Raw genomic sequence first — 19215 nt, 5'->3', positions numbered from 1 at the left:
GCAGCGTGCGAAATGATAGGGACCGGCCACGCTAAATCGAAACGCCGCGGAGGACCGATGCCCACCGAGAACCTCACCATAGCGACCGACGCGGGCCACGACCTCGCCGGCTCGCTCGAGCTACCGACCGGGCTCGTTCGGGGCGCGGCTCTGTTCGCGCATTGCTTTACCTGCACCAAGGCGAGCAAGGCGGCGGTCGCGATCACCCGGGCGCTGGCGAGAGAAGGGATTGCCTGTCTTCGCTTCGACTTCACCGGTCTGGGCGGCAGCGGCGGCGAGTTCGGTCGCGCCGGTTTTGCGACCGACGTGGCCGATCTGGTGGCCGCCGCGGAATATCTCGCCGATCGGTTCGGACAGAAGATCCTGCTGGTCGGACACAGTCTCGGCGGCGCCGCGGTTCTCGCGGCCGCGGACGACCTCGGTTTCGACCGGATCGCGGCGATCGCCACCATCGGCGCGCCGTCGGACGTGCCGCACGTGCTCGAACGGATCGATGGCGATCTTGCCGCGATCCGCGAAAGCGGCTCGGGCCCGGTTTCGATCGGCGGGCGGGACTTCGAACTGAGCCGCGAGTTCCTCGAACGCCTCGAGACGATCGACCTGCTTGCCGAGGTCGAGCGGCTGCGCGTGCCGCTCCTGCTGCTCCACTCGCCGACCGACGCACTGGTCGGAATCGAGAACGCCGGGCTGCTGTTCAAAGCCGCCCGCCATCCCAAGAGCTTCGTAAGTCTCGCAGGGGCCGACCATCTGCTGCTCGACGATCGCGACGCGGATTTCGCGGCGAACGTGATTGCCGGCTGGGCCACTCGCTACCTCCCCATGCGCGACGACTGGCCCATGCCGGAGGACGGCGTGGTGGTGAAGTCCGGGCACGGCAGATTCGGCACCGAAGTTCACACTGCGAGTCATCGCTTCGTCGCCGACGAGCCGAGGAGCTATGGTGGCGACGACGCCGGTCCAACGCCGTACGACCTGCTGCTCGCGGCCCTTGGCACGTGCACGGCGATGACCATGCGAATCTATGCCGACCGGCGCGGATGGCCGCTCGAGGGCACGACGATCCACCTGACGCACGAGCGCAATCACGAGGAAGATTGCGAGCATGTGCTCGACGGCGAGGAGGGGCAGATCCAGGCGCTCACCCGACGGATCGAGCTGGAGGGCGATCTATCCGGCGAGCAGCGCGCCAGGATCGTCGAGATCGCGGGGAAATGCCCGGTTCACAGGACCCTGGAGGGGCATCTGCACATTCACACGACGACCGCCGGTTAGGCGTCGATCATCTCGCGGTCGAATTCGCCGGCCCGGTTCTGGATGAAATTGAAGCGATGCTCCGGGTTGCGCCCCATGAGCTGATCGACAAGTTCCTTCACCGCGTGCCGCTGCTCGTGCTCGGCGGGCAGGGTGATGCGGATCAGGCTGCGGCTTTCCGGGTTCATCGTCGTTTCGCGGAGCTGCTGCGGGTTCATCTCGCCGAGACCCTTGAAGCGCCCGACTTCGACCTTCTTGCCCTTGAACACCGTCGCCTCGAGCTCGGCCCGGTGCGCGTCGTCGCGGGCGTATACGCTCTCCTTGCCTGCCGTGAGGCGGTAGAGCGGGGGCTGGGCGAGGAACAGGTGGCCGCGGCGCACGACCTCGGGCATTTCCTGGAAGAAGAACGTCATCAGCAGCGTCGCGATATGCGCACCGTCGACGTCAGCGTCGGTCATGATGACGATGCGGTCGTAACGCAGGTTCTCCGGGTCGCAGTCTTTGCGCGTGCCGCAGCCGAGCGCGAGGATCAGGTCGGCGATCTCGCTGTTCGCGCGGATCTTGTCGGCGCTGGCCGAGGCGACGTTGAGGATCTTGCCGCGGATCGGCAGGATCGCCTGGGTCTTGCGGTTGCGCGCCTGCTTTGCGCTGCCGCCGGCGCTGTCGCCCTCGACGATGAACAGCTCTGTCTCACCATCGCCTTCGCCCGAGCAGTCGGTGAGCTTGCCGGGGAGGCGCAGCTTCTTGGCGTTGGTCGCAGTCTTGCGCTTGACCTCGCGCTCGGCCTTGCGGCGCAATCGCTCGTCCATCCGCTCCATCACCGCGCCGAGCAACGCACGGCCGCGTTCCATGTTGTCGGCGAGGAAATGGTCGAAGTGGTCGCGCACCGCGTTCTCGACCAGGCGCGTGGCTTCGGGGCTGGTCAGGCGGTCCTTGGTCTGGCTCTGGAACTGCGGGTCGCGGATGAAGACGCTGAGCATGACCTCGGCGCCTGTCATCACGTCGTCGGCAGAGAGATCCTTGGCCTTCTTTTGCCCTGTCAGTTCGCCGAAGGCGCGCAGGCCCTTGGTCAGTGCAGCGCGCAGGCCCTGCTCGTGCGTGCCGCCGTCCGGCGTGGGCACGGTGTTGCAGTACCAGCTTCCCGCGCCATCGGACCAGAGGGGCCAGGCGATTGCCCACTCGACCCGGCCTTGCTCGTCGGGAAACTCCTGCGTCCCGGTAAAGGGGCGGGAGGTCACGCACTCGCGCTCGCCGATCTGCTCGGCCAGGTGATCGGCGAGCCCGCCAGGGAACTTGAACACCGCCTCCGCCGGAACGTCGTCGCTCGCGAGCGAGGCGGCGCACTTCCAGCGGATCTCGACGCCGGCGAAGAGATAGGCCTTGGAGCGGGCAAGCTTGAACAGGCGCTTGGGACCGAACTTGCGGTCGCCGAAAATCTCGGTGTCGGGCGTGAAGCTGACGGTGGTGCCGCGGCGGTTGGGGGTGGGGCCCAGTTCCTGCAGCGGGCCCAGCGTCTCTCCGCGCGCAAACTCCTGCGCGTAGAGCTGCCGGTCGCGCGCCACCTCGATCCGGGTATGGCTGGACAGCGCGTTCACCACCGAAACGCCGACACCGTGCAGGCCGCCACTGGTCGCGTAGGCCTTGCCGGAGAACTTGCCGCCCGAGTGCAGCATGGAAAGGATCACTTCGAGCGTCGACTTGCCCGGGAACTTGGGGTGTTCGGCGACTGGCATTCCGCGGCCGTTGTCTGTGATCGTCAGGCGGTTGCCGTCTTCGAGGCTCACCTCGATCCGCGTAGCGTGGCCCGCGACGGCCTCGTCCATCGCGTTGTCGAGCACTTCGGCGGCGAGGTGATGCAGGGCGCGATCGTCGGTCCCGCCGATGTACATGCCCGGCCGGCGGCGTACCGGCTCGAGCCCCTCGAGCACCTCGATCGAGGAAGCGTCATAGTCGCCGCTCGATGCGGGCGTGTTCGCGAACAGGTCGTCGGGCATGGTTCGGCCTATAGGCCGCGATTTCGCGCAGCTTCAAGCGGGCGGCGGTGTGTTATCGTCAGCCTCAAAAGCCGCTCGGAGCGGGAGAGACGATCACGACCTGCCCGTCGCGAACTTCGCGCACTTCCATCGCCCGTTCGATTACGCCGTTGCGCTGGAAGCGGAACGGGCCATCGAGGCCCAGGAAACCGCCTTCCTCGCGCAGGCGTGCGACCGGGAAGCCGCGCCCGACCTGCCAGTCCTCGGCGACGCGCAGGGCCAGCAGGACACCGTCATAGCCGAGCGTCGAGATGCGATAAGGCTGCGATCCGAAGCGGCTGTTGTAGCTGTCGGAAAAGCGCTTGAACCGCGCGTCCGAAACCGCGGCGAACAGTGCGCCGCGCAGCGCTGCGGCGCTGGTCACGGCGCTTTCGCCGCTCCACAATTCCGTGCCGAGGATTTGCATCGCACCACCGTCGGAGCGCAGCTCGCGCGCGGCCAGCGAGGCGAGCCGCGCACCGTCGGCCAGCAGAACGGTATCGAAACCGCCTTCGCCCGCTATCCGCTGCGCGGCGCTGACCACCGAGGTGTTGCTGCGCGTGTAGGTTTCGGTCGCGACCACCCGGCCGCCCGATTCGACAACGGCGGCGGAAAGCGCCGCTTCGGCGCGCCGGCCGTACTCGCCGTCCGGCACGATCGCCGCGAAGTTGGCCGAACCGCGCTGACGCGCATAGGCCACGCTGCGCGCGATCGACTGTTCGGGGATATGGCCCATGAGGAACACGCCGACACCGGCGACGCTGGTGTCGTTGGAGAAGGAGATCAGCGGCACGTCGGCCGGGCGTGCCTCGGCCAGCACTTGTCCGACGTTGCTGCCCAGCAGCGGGCCCAGGATCAGCTTGTTGCCGTCGGCGATGGCGCGCCGGGCCGCCTCGCGCGCATTGGTCGAGGTGTCGTAGGTGGTGATGCGCAGATTGTCGGCATTGGTGTCGAGCAGCGCCATGGTCGTCGCATTGGCAATCGACTGGCCGACTGCGCCATTGGTGCCCGACATGGGCACGAGCAGAGCGACCCGGTGCCGCTCCTCGTCATCGGGCAGGCCGGATTCGCTCGGTGTAGGCGTCGGAGTCGGCTCCGGAGCGGTAGAAGTGGTCGGCCCCTTCGGTATCACCTGGCAACCCGCCAGAACGGCGCTTGCCCCGGCAATGACCAGCATTCGCCGATCCAGTTTCCAACGCTTCATGCTTGCGGCTCCCCGTCGTCGTGTCCATGGATGCGGGAGTGGCCCACCAACCTCTCCAACCCGGTCTCTATATAGTCGCGACCCCGATTGGCAATCTCGGCGACATCACCATGCGGGCAGCCGAGACGCTCGCGCGGTGCGACGGGGTTGCCTGCGAGGACACGCGCGTCACCGGCAAGCTGATGAAACATCTCGGCTTGTCGAAGCCGCTCTGGCGGTACGACGATCATGCCGGCGAGAAGGATCGGGCGCGTCTCGTCGCCGCAATGCAGGAGAAGGCGGTCGCGCTGGTGAGCGACGCGGGAACGCCGCTCGTCTCCGACCCGGGCTACCGGCTCGTGCGCGATGCGCGGGCGGCGGGGGTGCCGGTGACGACGCTGCCGGGGCCCTGCGCGGCGATCGCCGGTCTGACGCTGTCGGGCCTTCCGAACGACCGTTTCCTGTTCGCGGGCTTCCTCCCGAACAAGGACAAGGCCCGGCGCGAGGCGCTGGACTCGGCCGCGAAGGCGGATGCAACCGCGATCTTCTACGAAACGGCACCCAGACTGGTGAAATCGCTCGAGGCGATCGACCGGTTGATGCCCGACCGCGAAATCGCCGTCGCGCGCGAGCTGACCAAGCTGCATGAGGAATGCCGGACCGGCACTGCCGCCGAGCTCGCCGCGCATTTCGCCGCCCATCCCGCCAAGGGCGAGATCGTGCTGCTGGTGGGGCCGGGCGCGAGCGAACCCGCGGGCGAGCACGACATCGACGGACTGCTGAGCGAGGCCCTGCAATCGGCCAAGCCGTCGCAAGCGGCGGCCCAGGTCGCCAAGGCGACGGGGCAGGACCGCAAGGCCCTCTACGCCCGCGCGCTCGAGCTGCGAAGCGCATGAAACGCCAGCGTGCGGAGCGTGACGGCCGCACCGGAGAAGGGCGGGCGGCGCTCTGGCTTCAGATGAAGGGCTGGCGCGTCCTCGACCGCCGCCGAAGGACGCCGCTGGGCGAGATCGATCTCGTCTGCAAGCGCGGCAATGTGGTTGCGTTCGTGGAGGTCAAGTGGCGCAAGGCCGCGGCGGAGCTGGATTTCGCGATCGACGAATTCCGCCTCAGCCGCGTCGCCGCGGCGGTGGAGGCAGTCGCCCACGAATACGCGTCCGGCGGAGAAGACATACGCCTGGACGTGATCCTCCTTGCGCCCGGCAGCTTCCCCCGCCACATCGTCAACGCCTGGCAGCCTTAGGGAACCCCAATGAGCTTACGCGTCGCCATCCAGATGGACCCGATCGAGAGCGTCAGGATCGCGGGCGATTCCTCATTCGCCCTGATGCTGTCCGCCCAGGCGCGCGGGCATCGGCTGTGGCACTACGACGTTTCCACGCTGGCGTGGGAGGAAGGACGCGTAACCGCCTGGGCGCGCGAGGTTTCGGTCCAGCGCGTCGAGGGCGATCACTTCCGGTGGGAGAGCGAGGTGCGCCGGATCGACCTCGGGAACGAGATCGACGTCGTGCTCATGCGACAGGATCCTCCGTTCCACCTCGGCTATATCAGCGCGGCCTTCCTGCTCGACCGATTGAAGGGCGAGACGCTGGTCGTCAACGACCCGCGCGAGGTGGTGAACGCGCCCGAGAAGATGTTCGTGCTAGACTACGCACGATTCATGCCGCCGACGCTTGTCGCGCGCAAACTCGAGGATATTCGCGCCTTCCAGAAGAAGCATGGCGCGGTGGTGGTCAAGCCGCTGCACGGCAACGGCGGCAAGGCGATCTTCCGTATTGATGCCGATGGGACGAACCTCTCTGCCCTGTCCGAAGTGTTCAATCAGACCTGGCCAGAGCCGCACATGGTTCAGCCGTTCCTCCCGGAGGTGGCAGAGGGGGACAAGCGGATCGTGCTCGTCGACGGCGAATTCGCAGGAGCGATCAACCGCTTCCCCGGCGAGGGGGAGTTTCGTTCGAACCTCGCGCAAGGCGGCCATGCCGAGGCGGCGACGCTGACCGCGCGCGAGGAAGAGATCTGCGCCGCCATGGGGGCGGAGCTCAAGCGCCGCGGGCTCGTGTTCGTCGGCATCGACGTGATCGGCGGCAAGTGGCTGACCGAGATCAACGTCACCAGTCCCACGGGGATCGTCGCCATCGATAAGTTCAACGGTACCGACACGGGTGCGCTGATCTGGGACGCGATCGAAGCCCGGCTCGCGAGCCGGTAGCGGCTCTGCGCGTCCGCCGGCGATGGATCACATCATCATCGAAGCGATCGCCCGCGGAGGCTATCTCGGCATCGTGTTGCTGATGGCGATCGAGAACATCTTCCCGCCGATCCCGTCCGAGGTGATCATGAGCATCGGCGGCGTGCTGGTAGCGCGCGGACAGATGGAGTTCTGGCCGCTGATGCTCGCAGGCACAGTCGGTTCCACTGCAGGCAACTACGCCTGGTTCTGGCTTGGCGACAAGTGGGGTTACGAGCGGACCAGACCGTTCGTCGAACGCTGGGGACGATGGCTCACGCTCGACTGGGAGCATATCGAAAGCGGCTCGCGATTCTTTCGCCGCCACGGCCAGTGGGTGGTGCTCGTGCTCCGTTGCACGCCGATGTTCCGCACGATAATCTCGCTTCCGGCTGGGCTCGCGCACATGAGCGCGTGGCGCTTTCTCGCCTTTACTTTCGTCGGCACGGCGGGTTGGAACGCCCTGCTGGTTCTGGGCGGCACCATTCTGGCGCGCTATCTTAACGAATACGAGCACATCCTCGGCTGGGTTGTGATCGGCATCGTCGTGCTGACGGTGGCCGGCTACCTGTGGCGCGTCGTGACATGGACGCCGCGCGACGAACGCGAGGACTAGCCCCGCTCACGCGGATGCGCGGTGCGATAAGCGTCGAGCAGAGTCGCCGCGTCCACCTTCGTATAGATCTGCGTCGATCCGAGGCTCGCATGGCCAAGCAGTTCCTGCAGACTGCGCAGATCCGCACCTGCGCCGAGCAGGTGTGTCGCGAACGAGTGGCGGAGCGCGTGCGGGGTCGCGGTCGCGGGAAGGCCGAGCGCGAGGCGGGCGCGGGCCGTAGCCTTCTGCACCATGCCCTGATTGAGCGGACCGCCTTTCGCGCCGCGGAACAGCGGTTCATCCTTCGCGAGCGGCCAGGGGCACTGCCGCGCATAGTCGGCCACGCCCTCGCGCACGATCGGCAGGATCGGGACCACGCGCTGCTTGCCGCCTTTGCCGGTGACCGACAGCGTCTCGCCCAACGGCAGGTCGCCTCCCTTCAGCGAAAGCGCTTCGGCGATCCGCAGTCCGGCACCGTAGAGCAGCAGAAGCACCGCGCGGTCGCGGACACCGATCCACGCCTCCGTCGCATCGGCCGCGACCAGATCGGCGAGATTGCTCGCGTCGTCGGGCGTGACGGGGCGCGGAAGGCCTTTCTTGATCCGCGGCCCGCGCAGTCGCGGGGCGGCGGCATCGGCGTGGCCGGCACGCTCGCGGGCGTGTTTCACGAATGCCTTGAGCGCGGAAAGCTCGCGCGCGGCGGAGGCATTGCCGAGACCGTCGGCCCGCCTGCGGGCGAGTTGTGCGCGGAGACCCGCACTTTCGATCCGGGCAACCGCCGGCCAGTCCTCGGCACCGACGGCCTGGAGCAGGTTCTTCGCCGCCGCGAGATAGGCACGCACGGTGTGCGGCGATCGGCGACGATTCGTGGCGAGATGATCGCGCCAATCTTCAAGCAGGTCGGCGGCGCTCATGCCGCAACGAGTTCCGGATGGACGAGTTCGCCGAGCACCGCGTCGAGCACCGGCACGCCCTTGTCGGTCACCACAAGACGCCCGTCCACCTGCTGCACGAAGCCGAGCCGCTCCAGCATTGCGCAGCCGGTGCGATCGATCAGGCGAGCGGGATCGAGTTCCAGACGCGCGGCAATGTCCGCCAGCGACACGCCTTCGGACAGGCGCAGGCCCATCAGCAGGGCCTCCGACGCGCGAGTGGCAGGGGACAGGGCGGCCTCTTCCCGGATGCCATGCCCCTGCTCGGATACCGCGGCGAGCCAGTTCTCCGGCTTCTTGTGCCGCGATGTGGCCATGCCGCCGCGCCGTCCGTGCGCGCCGGGGCCTATCCCGCAGTAGTCGCGGTAGCGCCAGTATGTGAGGTTATGCCGGCTCTCCTGTCCGCGTCGCGCGTGATTGCTGACCTCATAGGCGAGAAGTCCGGCATCGGCCGTGATCGCACGGCTGAGCTCGAAGAGCTCCGCTGCCGGATCGTCGTCGAGCGGCGCGAAGTGACCGAGCCGGACATCGGTTGCGAAACGCGTGTTGGGTTCGATCGTGAGCTGATAGAGCGAGAGGTGATCAGTCCCGAAGCCGAGCGCACGACTGAGCTCGGCCTGCCATGCGGCGGGGGTCTGGCCGGGGCGGGCATAGATCAGGTCGAAGCTTACCCGCGCGAAGTTCCGTTGGGCGATCTCCAGCGCGGCCAGACCTTCGCGAACGCCGTGCAGCCGCCCGAGGAACCGCAACGCCGTGTCATCGAGCGCCTGCAGGCCGAGCGAGACGCGGTTGATTCCCGCTGCGGCGAGGTCGCCGAACGCCGCCGCTTCCACCGTGGATGGGTTCGCTTCGAGCGTGATCTCGGTCTCGTCCGAAAAGCCCCACAACCGCTCCGCCTGCGCGAGCAGGTGAGCGATCAGCGCGGGCGGCATCAGCGATGGCGTGCCGCCGCCGAAGAAGATCGAGGTGAGCGGTTCGCCCCCTGCGAGCGCGGCCTCGTGCCGCATGTCCGCCACGAGCGCTCGCTGCCATGCAGCGTGATCGACTCCGTCGCGCACATGGCTGTTGAAGTCGCAATAGGGGCACTTCTTCAGACAGAAGGGCCAATGGATGTAGAGTGCGCGCGCCACAGGAATTCCTTAGCATACACCTGTTCCCCCGCGAAGGCGGGGGCCTCGTGCCGCTGGCATAGTGCCGGTGGCCTGAGGTCCCCGCCTTCGCGGTGACTCACGCTTTGATTATCCGAACTGCTCTGCCACGAGCTTCGCGAAGGCATCCGCGCGGTGACCGATGCGGTGCTTTTCCTCGGGCGCGATCTCGGCGAAGGTCTGTTCGTAGCCCTGCGGCACGAAGACGGGATCGTAACCGAAGCCCAGGGTTCCGCGAGGCGGCCAGGTGAGCGTACCGGGCGCCGTTCCTTCGTACACCGCGTGTTCTCCATCCGGCCAGGCAATTGCGAGCACGCAATGGAATGTGGCGTCGCGGGGCACGTCCGGTCCCCGCTGCGCGAGCATCCCTTCGACTTTGCCCATAGCCATGTGCCAGTCCCGGCCCGGCTCGCCTTCGAACCACTGCCGCTCGGCCCAATCGGCGGTGTAGACGCCGGGCCGTCCGCCGAGCGCCGCGACCGAGAGCCCGCTGTCATCGGCGAGCGCGGCGATGCCGGAGGCCTCAGCCGCGGCGCGCGCCTTGATCAGCGCGTTCTCGACGAAAGTCGTGCCGGTCTCGGCCGGCTCCGGCAGCCCGAGCGATCCCGCGCTGAGGCACTTGACCCCATAGGGATCGAGGAGCGCCTGGATTTCCTTGAGCTTGCCCGCGTTGTGCGTGGCAATCACGAGGCAGCCGGAACCGAGACGACGAGTCATTTCTTCACCGCGTCCAGCTGCGCTGCGAAGATCCGGTCGCAGCCGATCCGCGCCAAGCGCAGGAGGCGCAGCAAGCCCTCTTCGTCATAGCAGGCGCCTTCGGCGGTCGCCTGGGCTTCGGCGATCTTGCCGCCCGAGATCAGGACGAAGTTCGCATCGGCATCGGCGGTGCTGTCCTCGTCGTAGTCGAGGTCGAGCACGGGCGTGTCCTGATAAATGCCGCAGCTCACCGCCGCGACCTGTGCTTCGATCGGATCTTCGGTGAGCGCGCCGCTCTTGATCAGACCGTCGACGGCGATGCGCAGCGCGACCCACGCGCCGGAGATGGCGGCAGTGCGCGTGCCGCCGTCCGCCTGAATGACGTCGCAGTCGAGCGTGATCTGACGCTCTCCAAGCTTCTTGAGATCGACCACAGCGCGCAAGCTGCGCCCAATAAGGCGCTGAATTTCTTGCGTACGACCAGACTGCCGGCCTTTTGCCGCCTCGCGCTGGCCACGTGTGTGCGTCGCGCGGGGTAGCATCGAGTATTCGGCCGTGACCCAGCCTTCGCCCTTGCCGCGCAGCCATGGCGGCGTGCGTTCTTCGATGCTCGCGGTGCAGAGCACGCGTGTATCACCGAAGCCGATCAAGCAGGAGCCTTCGGCATGCCGGGTAAAGCCGGTTTCGATAGTGATGGCACGCATCTCGTCGGGCGCGCGTCCGGAAGGTCGCATGAAAGTCTCCAAAATTCGAACGGCCGTTCACATCGGTCGATGGATGGCGCGTCCTTGCTTCTCGCGCGGCGCTAGAAGAAAATGCGGCCCTTGGCCAACCACCATCTTCGATTACGGCACGCGCGTCATGAATGGGAAAAATTGAATGTCTGGCAATTGCGGTTAAGTCGAGCCGATGCCCACACCACCCGTCACCGAACTGACAGACCGCGCCAGGGCAATATTCCGGCTGGTTGTCGAGGGCTACCTCGACAGCGGACAGCCGGTCGGGTCGAAAACGCTTGCCGGTGAAGGAGGGCTCAATCTCTCGCCGGCGTCGATTCGCTCCGTGCTGGCGGATTTAGAGGCGTTGGGGCTGCTCGCCGCGCCGCATACCAGCGCAGGGCGCATGCCCACCGAAAGCGGATTGCGGCTGTTCGTCGACGGGATGATGCAAGTGGCCGAGCCGACTCGCGAGGAGCGTGAGGCGATCGAACAGCGGCTCACCGAACCCGGCCCGATCGAGCACGCGCTCGAGCAGACCAGCGCCATCCTCTCGGATATCTCCGGAGCCGCGGGGATGGTCATGGTGCCACGGCTCGAGCCGCGTCTCGCGCAGCTCAGCCTCGTGAACCTGGGTCAGGGGCGAGTGCTGGCGGTGCTCGTCGGCGAGGACGGGGCGATCGAGAATCGCGTGGCCGAGTTGGGCGAAGGGGTGTCGCCGCAATTGCTGGAGCAGGCGAGCAACTACATTACGGCCCGTCTTGCAGGGCGAACTCTCCCCGAGGCGGTCGCCGCCATGCGCCGCGAGATCGCCTCCGGCCGCTCGCAATTGGACGAAGCGAGCCGGAGGCTGGTCGAACGTGGTCTTGCGGTGTGGAGCGAGGACGCGGCGCAGCGCCCCGTGCTGATCGTGAGAGGGCAGGCGAAGCTGCTCGATGACGCCGCGCTGTCCGACCTTGAGCGCGTGCGTTCCCTTCTCGACGATCTGGAAAGCAAGCAATCAGTGGCCGAACTGCTCGAGAGCGCGCGCGAGGCAGAGGCGACGCGGATATTCATCGGCAGCGAGAACCGGCTCTTCGCGCTCAGCGGCTCGTCGGTCATCGCGTCACCCTATCGTGATCGCGAGGGCAGGGTAGTAGGCGTGCTGGGGGTGATCGGCCCCACTCGGTTGAATTACGCGAGAGTCGTCCCCATGGTGGACTTCACCGCCCGATCCTTGGGCAAACTCATCGGATAGATACGAAAAGACCATGAGCGATAACGACAAGCGGCCGCACGACGAGGCCGTAGAAAAAGAACTCGAAGGTGTTCCGGAAGAATTCCTCGACGGCGGCGAGAACGAGGCCGACGGTGCGGAGGATGGCGAAGACAGCCCGGAGAATGCGATCGCCGCTCTGCGTGCCGATCTCGACGCAGCCAAGCAGGACGTGCTCTACGCACGCGCCGAGACGCAGAACGTGCGGCGACGGCTCGAGAAGGATGTGCAAGACGCGCGCAACTATGCCGCCACCGGTTTCGCGCGCGATATTCTGTCGGTTGCGGATAATCTTGCCCGGGCGATCGAATCGGTTCCGGCGGAATACCGCGATGACGAGAAGATGAGCCGCTTCATCGCCGGGATCGAGGCGACCCAGCGCGAGATCGAGAAAGTCTTCGCGCAGCATGGCATCACGCGCATCGCCGCGACCGGCCTGCCGCTCGATCCCAATGTCCACCAGGCGATGATGGAAGTGCCGGCGGGCGAGGGGCAGGAGCCGGGCACGGTCGTGCAGGAACTCCAGTCCGGCTATATGATCAAGGACCGCCTGCTGCGTCCCGCCATGGTAAGCGTGGCCAAGTGAGGACAAGTTCCTAGGGGAGGATCGATGAGATTTGCGTTTCCGGTGGCAATCGCCGCCGCCTGCGTCGCCGCCGTGCCGCTGCAGGCGGAGGAAACGGCGGACGATCGTCTCGCTTCGCTGACCGACGAGTACTACGCCCACCGACTTGCGCAGTACAAGCTGGTCGAGGAGGGTAACGGCAGCACCGCCCCCGGCAGCGAGCTTCCATCGGTCACACCCGAAGCGCACTTGGCTCGCGCAGCCAAGGCCCGGGAGTTTCTGCAGCGGCTGGCTGCACTGGACCAAGGCGCGTTCAGTCCCTCCTCCCGGATCGACGCAGCCGTATTCCGTACGCTGCTGGAAGGCGAAATCGGTGACGCGCGTTTCCGCGAATGGGAAATGCCGTTCGACAGCGACAGCAACTTCTGGAGCTATCTCGCCCCGCGTACCGGCTTCACCACGGTCGAGGAGTACGAGCGCTACATTTCACGCATGCAGGAGATTCCGCGCTATTTCGAGGAGCATATCGCCAACTCGCGCGCCGGGCTGGAGCGCGGATTAAGCGTGCCGCGCGTGACGCTGGACGGGCGGGATAGCTCGATTGCGTCGAACGTGGTCGAAAACGTGGAGGACAGCCCCTTCTGGACCGCCTTCGCCGAGATGCCTCAGCGGATTCCCGCCGTTGAGGCGGAACGGCTCAAGACCCAGGGGCGCGCCGCGATTGCGGAAAGCGTCACGCCCGCGTTCGCCCGACTGCTGGAATTCTTTCGCAACGAGTATCTGCCGCAGACGCGCACCACGCTCGCCGCCGAGGAGATGCCTGAGGGCGCGGCCTACTACCAGCAGCAGATCGAACAGTACACGACCCTCGATCTCACGGCGGAGGAGATTCACGAGATCGGCCTGGCCGAAGTCGCGCGGATCACCGCCGAAATGGAGAAGGTCAAGGCTGACGCGGGATTCGAAGGTACCTTGCCGGAATTCGTGCAGTTCCTGCGCACCGACGCCCGGTTCGTCGCCGACACTCCAGAAGAACTGATGGGCGTTTCGGCCTACACCGCCAAGCGGGTCGACGGGGTGATCGCCGACTATTTCGGCTTTCTTCCGCGCCATCGCTTCACCATCCGCCCGGTGCCCGATGCGATCGCACCGTTCTACACGGCGGGGCGTGGCGGGCTCGACGCCTGCATGATGAACACCTACGATCTTCCCTCGCGGCCGCTGTACAACATTCCGGCACTGACGCTGCACGAGTGCATTCCCGGGCACAGCTTCCAGGCCGGCGTGGCGCTCGAGCAGGAGGAAGCGCCGCGCTTCCGCCGCCAGACCTACTTCTCCGGCTTCGGCGAGGGCTGGGGACTCTATGTCGAGTATCTCGGTAACGAGATGGGCATCTATCGCACTCCCTACGAGCGGTTCGGTCAACTCAGCTACGAAATGTGGCGCGCGGCGCGGCTGGTGATCGACACCGGCATTCACCATTATGGCTGGAGCCGCGAGCAGGCGATCGACTATCTGGCGAGCCGTACCGCGCTGTCGCGACGTGAAGTCGAGACCGAGGTCGACCGCTATATCAGCTGGCCGGGCCAGGCGCTCGCCTACAAGCTTGGCGAGATGACCATCCGGCGCGTGCGGGCAGAAGCGGAAGGGGCGCTGGGGGAACGGTTCGACATCCGGAAGTTCCACGATGTCGTGCTGTCGCTCGGCTCCGTTCCGCTGCCGGTGCTGGAGGCGCGGATCGAGGATTTCATCGCCGACGGGGGCCAGGGACTCCCCGGCGTAACGTACGACTGATCGAGGTCTCGGTTCACCGCAGCGGCCTGTCCGTTGCGGAACCTAAGTACGCGCGACCCGTAGCAATCCGCACAGGGATGCTACGGAGAATAGCCATGAAATCCAGAATGCTGCTCGCGCCGGCGCTGCTCGCTTCCTCATTCACGCTTTCGGCGTGTGCGGAAAACTATGCGGTCGAAGGTGCAGGGCTTGGCGCGGCTGCAGGCGCCGCTGCCGCAGCGATTACCGGCGAGGATCTCGAAACCTATGCCATCGCCGGTGCAGCGATCGGCGGACTTGCAGGTTACTTCAAGGACAAGAACAATCGCTGCAACGGGTGGTACGACCGCGACGGGCGCCGCTATCTCGACGACGACTGCCGCGATGACGACCGTTACGACGACTACTTCCGCTGATCCGCGCGCGACCGCAGGGCAGGGGCCGTCCCGGGAGCGGGACGGCCGCCTTGTATATGTTACCTGACTAGACCGTTTGCGCGCGGTTTTCGTCGCGGTGCTTCTTCAGATAGCGCATGAACGGCGTGCCGCCCGTGCCCACGTCGGGATCGTTGCCCGCGATCGAGCCCGCCTGCTTGTTGATATAGCTGGCCGCATATTCGAGATGCCTCGTACGGAATCGCGCCGACTGCTCGAGGCAGGCGTTGAACGCGTCCTTGAGCGCCTGATTGCCCGAGGTCGAAACGAAGTCGCGCAAGCTAGACTGCGCAGCCAGATCCTCGATGAAGCGGCGGTGCGGCACCGGACGGTAGTGGTGCAGCTCGTCGAGGAAGGTCTTGAGCGGATCGTCCGAATGGCCGACCTGAAACAGCGCGTCCATTGAGGGCACGATGCTCGACTGCGAACCGGTCTGGCCGCGGAAAGCCTGCGGGGTGGAGCCGAACTTTTCAACTCCCTCGTACACCAGTCCGCCGTCAAGCGCGGGGTTGTTGGCCCAGCCGTGAATGTAAGGACGGACCCGGTGGAAATAGACATAGGGATCGCAACGCTCCGGCATCCGTGCGAAGTGGCCGTAGATTCGCTCCCACGCGTCGTGCATCTCCTTCAACAGGCGTTCGGCCTCGACTTCGTCACGCTGCCTTGCCACCGCGACAAGCTTCACCGCATTGTCGAGCAGGACGCCTGCTTCTGCCTCGATCGCGACATGGACGAGCACGAACCAGTTCTCGTCGGCGCCGCCGAGGAAGTTCTGGTACATCGCTATGTTGTCGAGATCGATCGGCCCCGACTTCTCGAGCCGGTACCAGTTGTCGAGCACGTAGGAGGAGTAGGGCAGGAGCGGCGCCTGGCCGAGCCGGTCCGCAATCGCGACGATCGGCCGCGAGAGGTTGGCGGGAAGACAGGCGGGCGGGTCCGGCTCGCCCCAGACGTAGGCCTGAACAAGGAAGGAATAGTGCACCATGGCGGTGCGGACCTCTTCCTCCGCTGCTTCGCGCGCCCAGTCTTCGATCCGGGGATCCGGGATCTGATCGAGCCAATGGCGGACACGGCCGGTGGTCAGCAGGCCTGAAAGGTTCTCCGCAGCCTCCACTGCCGGATCGAACTGGCGAGGGAGGGCAATCTGATCGATTTCGTAATGCGAAAGGAAGCCGCGCTCGCGCGACATCCCATAATCCTTGAGCTCCATGTCTTGAACCTGTTGGCCGGGCGCGGGTTGGGCCGCCCGGACACTGCCGGAAGAGGTATCAAGTGAAACCGCCACGCTCAAGAGGCGCCGGGAAACCTCACCAGCAGATCGTAGGCTCTCACATCGGGAGCACCGGCCACGCTCACGCCGTTGCGCAGCCAGAACGCATGCTTCACTATCTCCGCCTGCTGCTCGATTCCGTAACGCTCAAGCGACCAGCCCGGCTTGAGGCTGTAGTCGTAGCGCGCCCATGGCATGCGATTGAAGACGAGCCACCAGCTTCCCTTTGTCTGCGCCTGCCACACATGGACCATCTCGTGAATGAAGAGCCCCTGCCGGATCACCGAAACTTGCGCAAAATCATCGCAATAGGCTTCGCCCAGCGGGTGGAAATGCAGATGCCCGCGCGGCGCCATGGTGATCTTGCGCGGCTGAAGGGGAAAGAACTTGCGGCGGCGAATGGTGACCTTCGAATAGTCGATCGCGCTGCCGAAAATGGACTGGGCGAGCGCGACCTCGCCCGATGTGAGGAGCCGTTCCCCACCGGCCGGACATGCCGGCGCGGAGGCGGGAACGGCCACTTCGCTCAGCGCTCTTCCCCAGGGCCGCGGATCTCAGCCTCGAAGGTGGTCTTGTCGCCGCCCGAGACCGTGAGGGTCACTTCCGTGGTCCCTCCCGGCTGAAGCTCGGGCGAAACGCCTGTCGCCATCACGTGCTTGCCGCCCGGCTCGAATGTCACCTCGTCACCTTTCCTGAGCACGAGTGGCAGCATCTCCTGCATCTGCACCTGCCGGTTCCACTCGCCATATTCGTGGAGCGAGGCGCTTTCCGCTCCTTCGACATGGGCGCGGGTAAGCGCGACGTTGCGGTCGCCGTCATAGGCGAGATCGAAATAGACCGCAGCGGGGTTACCCTCCACTGGAGCGAGGACCACCCGGGCGTTGGTGATGGTCAGCCCCGGCACGCCGTCGGGCGCTTCCACCGGCTGCTCGGTCGCACCATCGCCGCAGGAAGCCACGCCGAGCGCGGCGACCGAAAGCGCTGCGGCAGCAAGAATGGACGATCTCATAGTCGTTTCTCCCCTCTGAATAGCTACGCGACGCTAGCCTTGAGGGTCCCTTGTGCCAACAGAAACCGAACCTATATCCCGGGCTACGAGCCGCCGAGTGGTCTTGCCTGTTTCGGGGGACATAATGTGCGGCGTCCAACTATCTGAAGCGGAATAGGGAAACCATGGCGAAAGTAATCGGTATCGACCTCGGCACCACGAACAGCTGCGTTGCCGTGATGGATGGGGGCAAACCCAAGGTTATCGAGAATTCCGAAGGCGCGCGCACGACGCCTTCGATCGTGGCGTTCACCAAGGATGGCGAGCGTCTGATCGGTCAGCCGGCGAAGCGCCAGGCCGTTACCAATCCGGACAACACGCTGTTCGCGATCAAGCGTCTGATCGGCCGCCGCTACGACGATCCGACCACCAAGAAAGATCAGCAGCTCGTCCCGTACGATATCGTCAAGGGCAAGAACGGTGACGCCTGGGTAGAGGCCGGCGGCACCGAATATTCGCCTTCGCAGATTTCCGCCTTCATCCTGCAGAAGATGAAGGAAACCGCCGAGAGCTATCTCGGCGAGACGGTCACCCAGGCGGTGATCACCGTTCCAGCATACTTCAACGACGCGCAGCGCCAGGCGACCAAGGACGCCGGCCAGATCGCGGGCCTCGAAGTGCTGCGCATCATCAACGAGCCGACTGCGGCCGCGCTCGCCTATGGCCTCGAGAAGCAGGACGGCAAGACCATTGCGGTCTACGATCTCGGCGGCGGCACGTTCGATATTTCCATCCTCGAGATCGGCGATGGCGTGTTCGAAGTGAAGAGCACCAACGGCGATACCTTCCTGGGCGGTGAGGACTTCGACAGCGCGATCGTCGAATATCTGGCAGACGAGTTCAAGAAGAAGGAGAACATGGATCTCCGTTCGGACAAGCTCGCGCTCCAGCGCCTCAAGGAAGCGGCCGAGAAGGCAAAGATCGAGCTTTCGTCGAGCCAGCAGACCGAAGTGAACCTGCCGTTCATCACCGCGCGCATGGAAGGCGGCTCGAGCACTCCGTTGCACCTGGTCGAGACGATCACGCGCAGCAAGCTCGAGCAGCTGGTCGGCGACCTCATCAAGCGCACGCTCGACCCGTGCAAGAAGGCGCTGGCCGATGCCGGCATCGAAAAGGGCGGCGTCGACGAGGTGATCCTGGTCGGCGGCATGACCCGCATGCCCAAGGTTCGCGAAGTGGTCGAAGAATTCTTCGGCAAGAAGCCGCACACCGGCGTGAACCCTGACGAAGTCGTAGCCATGGGCGCGGCGATCCAGGCCGGCGTGCTGCAGGGCGACGTCAAGGACGTGCTGCTGCTCGACGTTACCCCGCTGTCGCTCGGCATCGAGACGCTCGGCGGCGTGTTCACTCGAATGATCGACCGCAACACGACGATCCCGACCAAGAAGACGCAGACCTATTCGACCGCCGAGGACAACCAGAACGCGGTGACCATCCGCGTCTTCCAGGGCGAGCGCGAGATGGCTGCGGACAACAAGATGCTCGGCCAGTTCGATCTGGTCGGCATCCCGCCCGCCCCCCGCGGCGTGCCGCAGATCGAAGTCACGTTCGACATCGACGCGAATGGCATTGTCAACGTATCGGCCAAGGACAAGGGCACCGGCAAGGAGCAGCAGATCCGCATCCAGGCGAGCGGCGGCCTGTCGGACGCCGATATCGAGCAGATGGTCCAGGACGCCGAGAAATTCGCCGACGAGGACAAGAAGCGCCGCGAGAGCGCGGAGGCTCGCAACCAGGCGGATAGCTTGGTCCACGCGACGCAGAAGCAGCTCGACGAGCACGGCGACAAGATCAGCGCCGACCTCAAGGGTCAGGTCGAGGCCGCGCTGGCCGAGGCCAAGACCGCGCTCGAAGGGGACGACGTCGATGCGATCAACGCGAAGGCGCAGGCGCTGACCGATCTTGCGATGAAGATGGGTCAGGAAATCTACAGCAAGGAGCAGGCCGCTGCGGCCGATGCGCCGAGCGACGGTGCCGCCGCCGGAAGCGAGGGCGGCTCGGAGGAGGACGTGGTCGACGCCGAGTTCTCCGAAGTCGACGAAGACGGCAACAACAAGGGCTGAGACGCCCGATGAAGATCCAGTTCGCCGCCGGTGCAGCCCGCCCCGGC

19 protein-coding genes are annotated in these 19215 nt (G+C 65.8%); 10 read left to right on the top strand and 9 right to left on the bottom strand.

Annotated elements, in window-relative coordinates:
- Positions 1-57 precede the first annotated feature (57 nt).
- Positions 58-1272, top strand: a complete 1215-nt coding sequence (locus tag ETX26_RS05375) for a bifunctional alpha/beta hydrolase/OsmC family protein (protein ID WP_129523617.1) — start codon at positions 58-60, stop codon at positions 1270-1272.
- Here the strand turns inward: ETX26_RS05375 and parE are convergent.
- Both parE and ETX26_RS05365 read right to left on the bottom strand, forming a co-directional pair.
- Positions 1269-3245 (bottom strand): DNA topoisomerase IV subunit B, encoded by a 1977-nt coding sequence (gene parE / locus ETX26_RS05370; protein ID WP_129523616.1) that lies wholly within the window; start codon positions 3243-3245, stop codon positions 1269-1271. The genes ETX26_RS05375 and parE overlap by 4 nt on opposite strands.
- 64 nt (positions 3246-3309) lie before the next feature.
- Complete coding sequence (locus ETX26_RS05365; RefSeq protein ID WP_129523615.1) at positions 3310-4467, bottom strand: penicillin-binding protein activator; 1158 nt, start codon at positions 4465-4467, stop codon at positions 3310-3312.
- A gap of 26 nt (positions 4468-4493) precedes the next feature.
- Here ETX26_RS05365 and rsmI point away from each other — a divergent pair, with 26 nt between their 5' ends.
- The 4 genes from rsmI to ETX26_RS05345 are packed head-to-tail and all read left to right on the top strand — an operon-like array spanning position 4494 to position 7289.
- Entirely contained in the window at positions 4494-5342 is an 849-nt protein-coding gene (rsmI, locus tag ETX26_RS05360) for a 16S rRNA (cytidine(1402)-2'-O)-methyltransferase (RefSeq protein WP_129523614.1), read from the top strand.
- Positions 5339-5689, top strand: coding sequence for a YraN family protein (locus ETX26_RS05355; RefSeq protein ID WP_129523613.1), 351 nt, complete (start codon positions 5339-5341; stop codon positions 5687-5689). Before rsmI ends, ETX26_RS05355 begins: the two co-directional genes overlap by 4 nt.
- Positions 5690-5698: 9 nt before the next feature.
- Positions 5699-6655: a glutathione synthase gene (gene gshB / locus ETX26_RS05350; protein ID WP_129523612.1), complete on the top strand. Its 957-nt coding sequence runs from the start codon at positions 5699-5701 to the stop codon at positions 6653-6655.
- A 22-nt stretch (positions 6656-6677) separates the two neighbouring features.
- Complete coding sequence (locus ETX26_RS05345) at positions 6678-7289, top strand: DedA family protein (RefSeq protein ID WP_129523611.1); 612 nt, start codon at positions 6678-6680, stop codon at positions 7287-7289.
- Here ETX26_RS05345 and ETX26_RS05340 read toward each other — a convergent pair.
- From ETX26_RS05340 to rph, 4 genes are all read right to left on the bottom strand, one after another.
- Positions 7286-8182, bottom strand: coding sequence for a tyrosine recombinase XerC (locus ETX26_RS05340; protein WP_129523610.1), 897 nt, complete (start codon positions 8180-8182; stop codon positions 7286-7288). The genes ETX26_RS05345 and ETX26_RS05340 overlap by 4 nt on opposite strands.
- Positions 8179-9330, bottom strand: a complete 1152-nt coding sequence (hemW, locus tag ETX26_RS05335; protein WP_129523609.1) for a radical SAM family heme chaperone HemW — start codon at positions 9328-9330, stop codon at positions 8179-8181. Before hemW ends, ETX26_RS05340 begins: the two co-directional genes overlap by 4 nt.
- Positions 9331-9438: 108 nt before the next feature.
- On the bottom strand, positions 9439-10065 hold the full coding sequence (gene rdgB, locus ETX26_RS05330; protein ID WP_129523608.1) for an RdgB/HAM1 family non-canonical purine NTP pyrophosphatase: 627 nt from the start codon (positions 10063-10065) through the stop codon (positions 9439-9441).
- A complete protein-coding gene (gene rph, locus ETX26_RS05325; RefSeq protein WP_129523607.1) occupies positions 10062-10778 on the bottom strand; it encodes a ribonuclease PH in 717 nt (238 codons plus the stop codon). The genes rdgB and rph overlap by 4 nt, the downstream gene beginning before the upstream one ends.
- A 175-nt stretch (positions 10779-10953) precedes the next feature.
- On the opposite strand from rph, the gene hrcA reads away from it, so the two are divergent.
- The 4 genes from hrcA (at position 10954) to ETX26_RS05305 (ending at position 14769) form a co-directional block, all read left to right on the top strand.
- Positions 10954-11997 carry a heat-inducible transcriptional repressor HrcA gene (gene hrcA, locus ETX26_RS05320; RefSeq protein ID WP_129523606.1) on the top strand — a complete coding sequence of 348 codons (1044 nt, stop codon included), beginning with the start codon at positions 10954-10956 and terminating at the stop codon, positions 11995-11997.
- 13 nt (positions 11998-12010) lie between these two features.
- Positions 12011-12601 (top strand): nucleotide exchange factor GrpE, encoded by a 591-nt coding sequence (gene grpE, locus ETX26_RS05315; protein ID WP_129523605.1) that lies wholly within the window; start codon positions 12011-12013, stop codon positions 12599-12601.
- A 24-nt stretch (positions 12602-12625) separates the two neighbouring features.
- Positions 12626-14374, top strand: a complete 1749-nt coding sequence (locus ETX26_RS05310) for a DUF885 domain-containing protein (RefSeq protein WP_129523604.1) — start codon at positions 12626-12628, stop codon at positions 14372-14374.
- A 95-nt stretch (positions 14375-14469) separates the two neighbouring features.
- On the top strand, positions 14470-14769 hold the full coding sequence (locus ETX26_RS05305; protein ID WP_129523603.1) for a glycine zipper domain-containing protein: 300 nt from the start codon (positions 14470-14472) through the stop codon (positions 14767-14769).
- A 67-nt stretch (positions 14770-14836) separates the two neighbouring features.
- Here the strand turns inward: ETX26_RS05305 and ETX26_RS05300 are convergent, their stop codons facing one another.
- The 3 genes from ETX26_RS05300 to ETX26_RS05290 form a co-directional block, all read right to left on the bottom strand.
- Positions 14837-15997: a PrnB family protein gene (locus ETX26_RS05300; RefSeq protein ID WP_129523602.1), complete on the bottom strand. Its 1161-nt coding sequence runs from the start codon at positions 15995-15997 to the stop codon at positions 14837-14839.
- Between the two features lie 77 nt (positions 15998-16074).
- The gene (locus ETX26_RS05295) at positions 16075-16578 is read right to left on the bottom strand and encodes a vgr related protein (RefSeq protein WP_129523601.1); all 504 of its coding nucleotides are present in this window, start codon (positions 16576-16578) and stop codon (positions 16075-16077) included.
- Positions 16579-16583: 5 nt separating this feature from the next.
- Positions 16584-17066, bottom strand: coding sequence for a copper chaperone PCu(A)C (locus ETX26_RS05290; protein ID WP_129523600.1), 483 nt, complete (start codon positions 17064-17066; stop codon positions 16584-16586).
- 164 nt (positions 17067-17230) lie between these two features.
- Here ETX26_RS05290 and dnaK point away from each other — a divergent pair, with 164 nt between their 5' ends.
- Positions 17231-19168, top strand: coding sequence for a molecular chaperone DnaK (gene dnaK / locus ETX26_RS05285; RefSeq protein ID WP_129523599.1), 1938 nt, complete (start codon positions 17231-17233; stop codon positions 19166-19168).
- Positions 19169-19215: the final 47 nt, after the last annotated feature.

This window comes from Pelagerythrobacter rhizovicinus, from assembly GCF_004135625.1.
Taxonomy (GTDB): domain Bacteria; phylum Pseudomonadota; class Alphaproteobacteria; order Sphingomonadales; family Sphingomonadaceae; genus Pelagerythrobacter; species Pelagerythrobacter rhizovicinus.
The sequence above is the reverse complement of the archived record's forward strand: the minus strand, read 5'-3'. Positions and strand labels throughout refer to the sequence as shown.

Excerpts from the sequence above, each read along its gene's own strand:
- ETX26_RS05375 (WP_129523617.1), top strand. The coding sequence starts at position 58 with ATGCCCACCGAGAACCTCACCATAGCGACCGACGCGGGCCACGACCTC.
- parE (WP_129523616.1), bottom strand. The coding sequence starts at position 3,245 with ATGCCCGACGACCTGTTCGCGAACACGCCCGCATCGAGCGGCGACTAT.
- ETX26_RS05365 (WP_129523615.1), bottom strand. The coding sequence starts at position 4,467 with ATGAAGCGTTGGAAACTGGATCGGCGAATGCTGGTCATTGCCGGGGCA.
- rsmI (WP_129523614.1), top strand. The coding sequence starts at position 4,494 with ATGGATGCGGGAGTGGCCCACCAACCTCTCCAACCCGGTCTCTATATA.
- ETX26_RS05355 (WP_129523613.1), top strand. The coding sequence starts at position 5,339 with ATGAAACGCCAGCGTGCGGAGCGTGACGGCCGCACCGGAGAAGGGCGG.
- gshB (WP_129523612.1), top strand. The coding sequence starts at position 5,699 with ATGAGCTTACGCGTCGCCATCCAGATGGACCCGATCGAGAGCGTCAGG.
- ETX26_RS05345 (WP_129523611.1), top strand. The coding sequence starts at position 6,678 with ATGGATCACATCATCATCGAAGCGATCGCCCGCGGAGGCTATCTCGGC.
- ETX26_RS05340 (WP_129523610.1), bottom strand. The coding sequence starts at position 8,182 with ATGAGCGCCGCCGACCTGCTTGAAGATTGGCGCGATCATCTCGCCACG.
- rdgB (WP_129523608.1), bottom strand. The coding sequence starts at position 10,065 with ATGACTCGTCGTCTCGGTTCCGGCTGCCTCGTGATTGCCACGCACAAC.
- rph (WP_129523607.1), bottom strand. The coding sequence starts at position 10,778 with ATGCGACCTTCCGGACGCGCGCCCGACGAGATGCGTGCCATCACTATC.
- hrcA (WP_129523606.1), top strand. The coding sequence starts at position 10,954 with ATGCCCACACCACCCGTCACCGAACTGACAGACCGCGCCAGGGCAATA.
- grpE (WP_129523605.1), top strand. The coding sequence starts at position 12,011 with ATGAGCGATAACGACAAGCGGCCGCACGACGAGGCCGTAGAAAAAGAA.
- ETX26_RS05310 (WP_129523604.1), top strand. The coding sequence starts at position 12,626 with ATGAGATTTGCGTTTCCGGTGGCAATCGCCGCCGCCTGCGTCGCCGCC.
- ETX26_RS05305 (WP_129523603.1), top strand. The coding sequence starts at position 14,470 with ATGAAATCCAGAATGCTGCTCGCGCCGGCGCTGCTCGCTTCCTCATTC.
- ETX26_RS05300 (WP_129523602.1), bottom strand. The coding sequence starts at position 15,997 with ATGGAGCTCAAGGATTATGGGATGTCGCGCGAGCGCGGCTTCCTTTCG.
- ETX26_RS05290 (WP_129523600.1), bottom strand. The coding sequence starts at position 17,066 with ATGAGATCGTCCATTCTTGCTGCCGCAGCGCTTTCGGTCGCCGCGCTC.
- dnaK (WP_129523599.1), top strand. The coding sequence starts at position 17,231 with ATGGCGAAAGTAATCGGTATCGACCTCGGCACCACGAACAGCTGCGTT.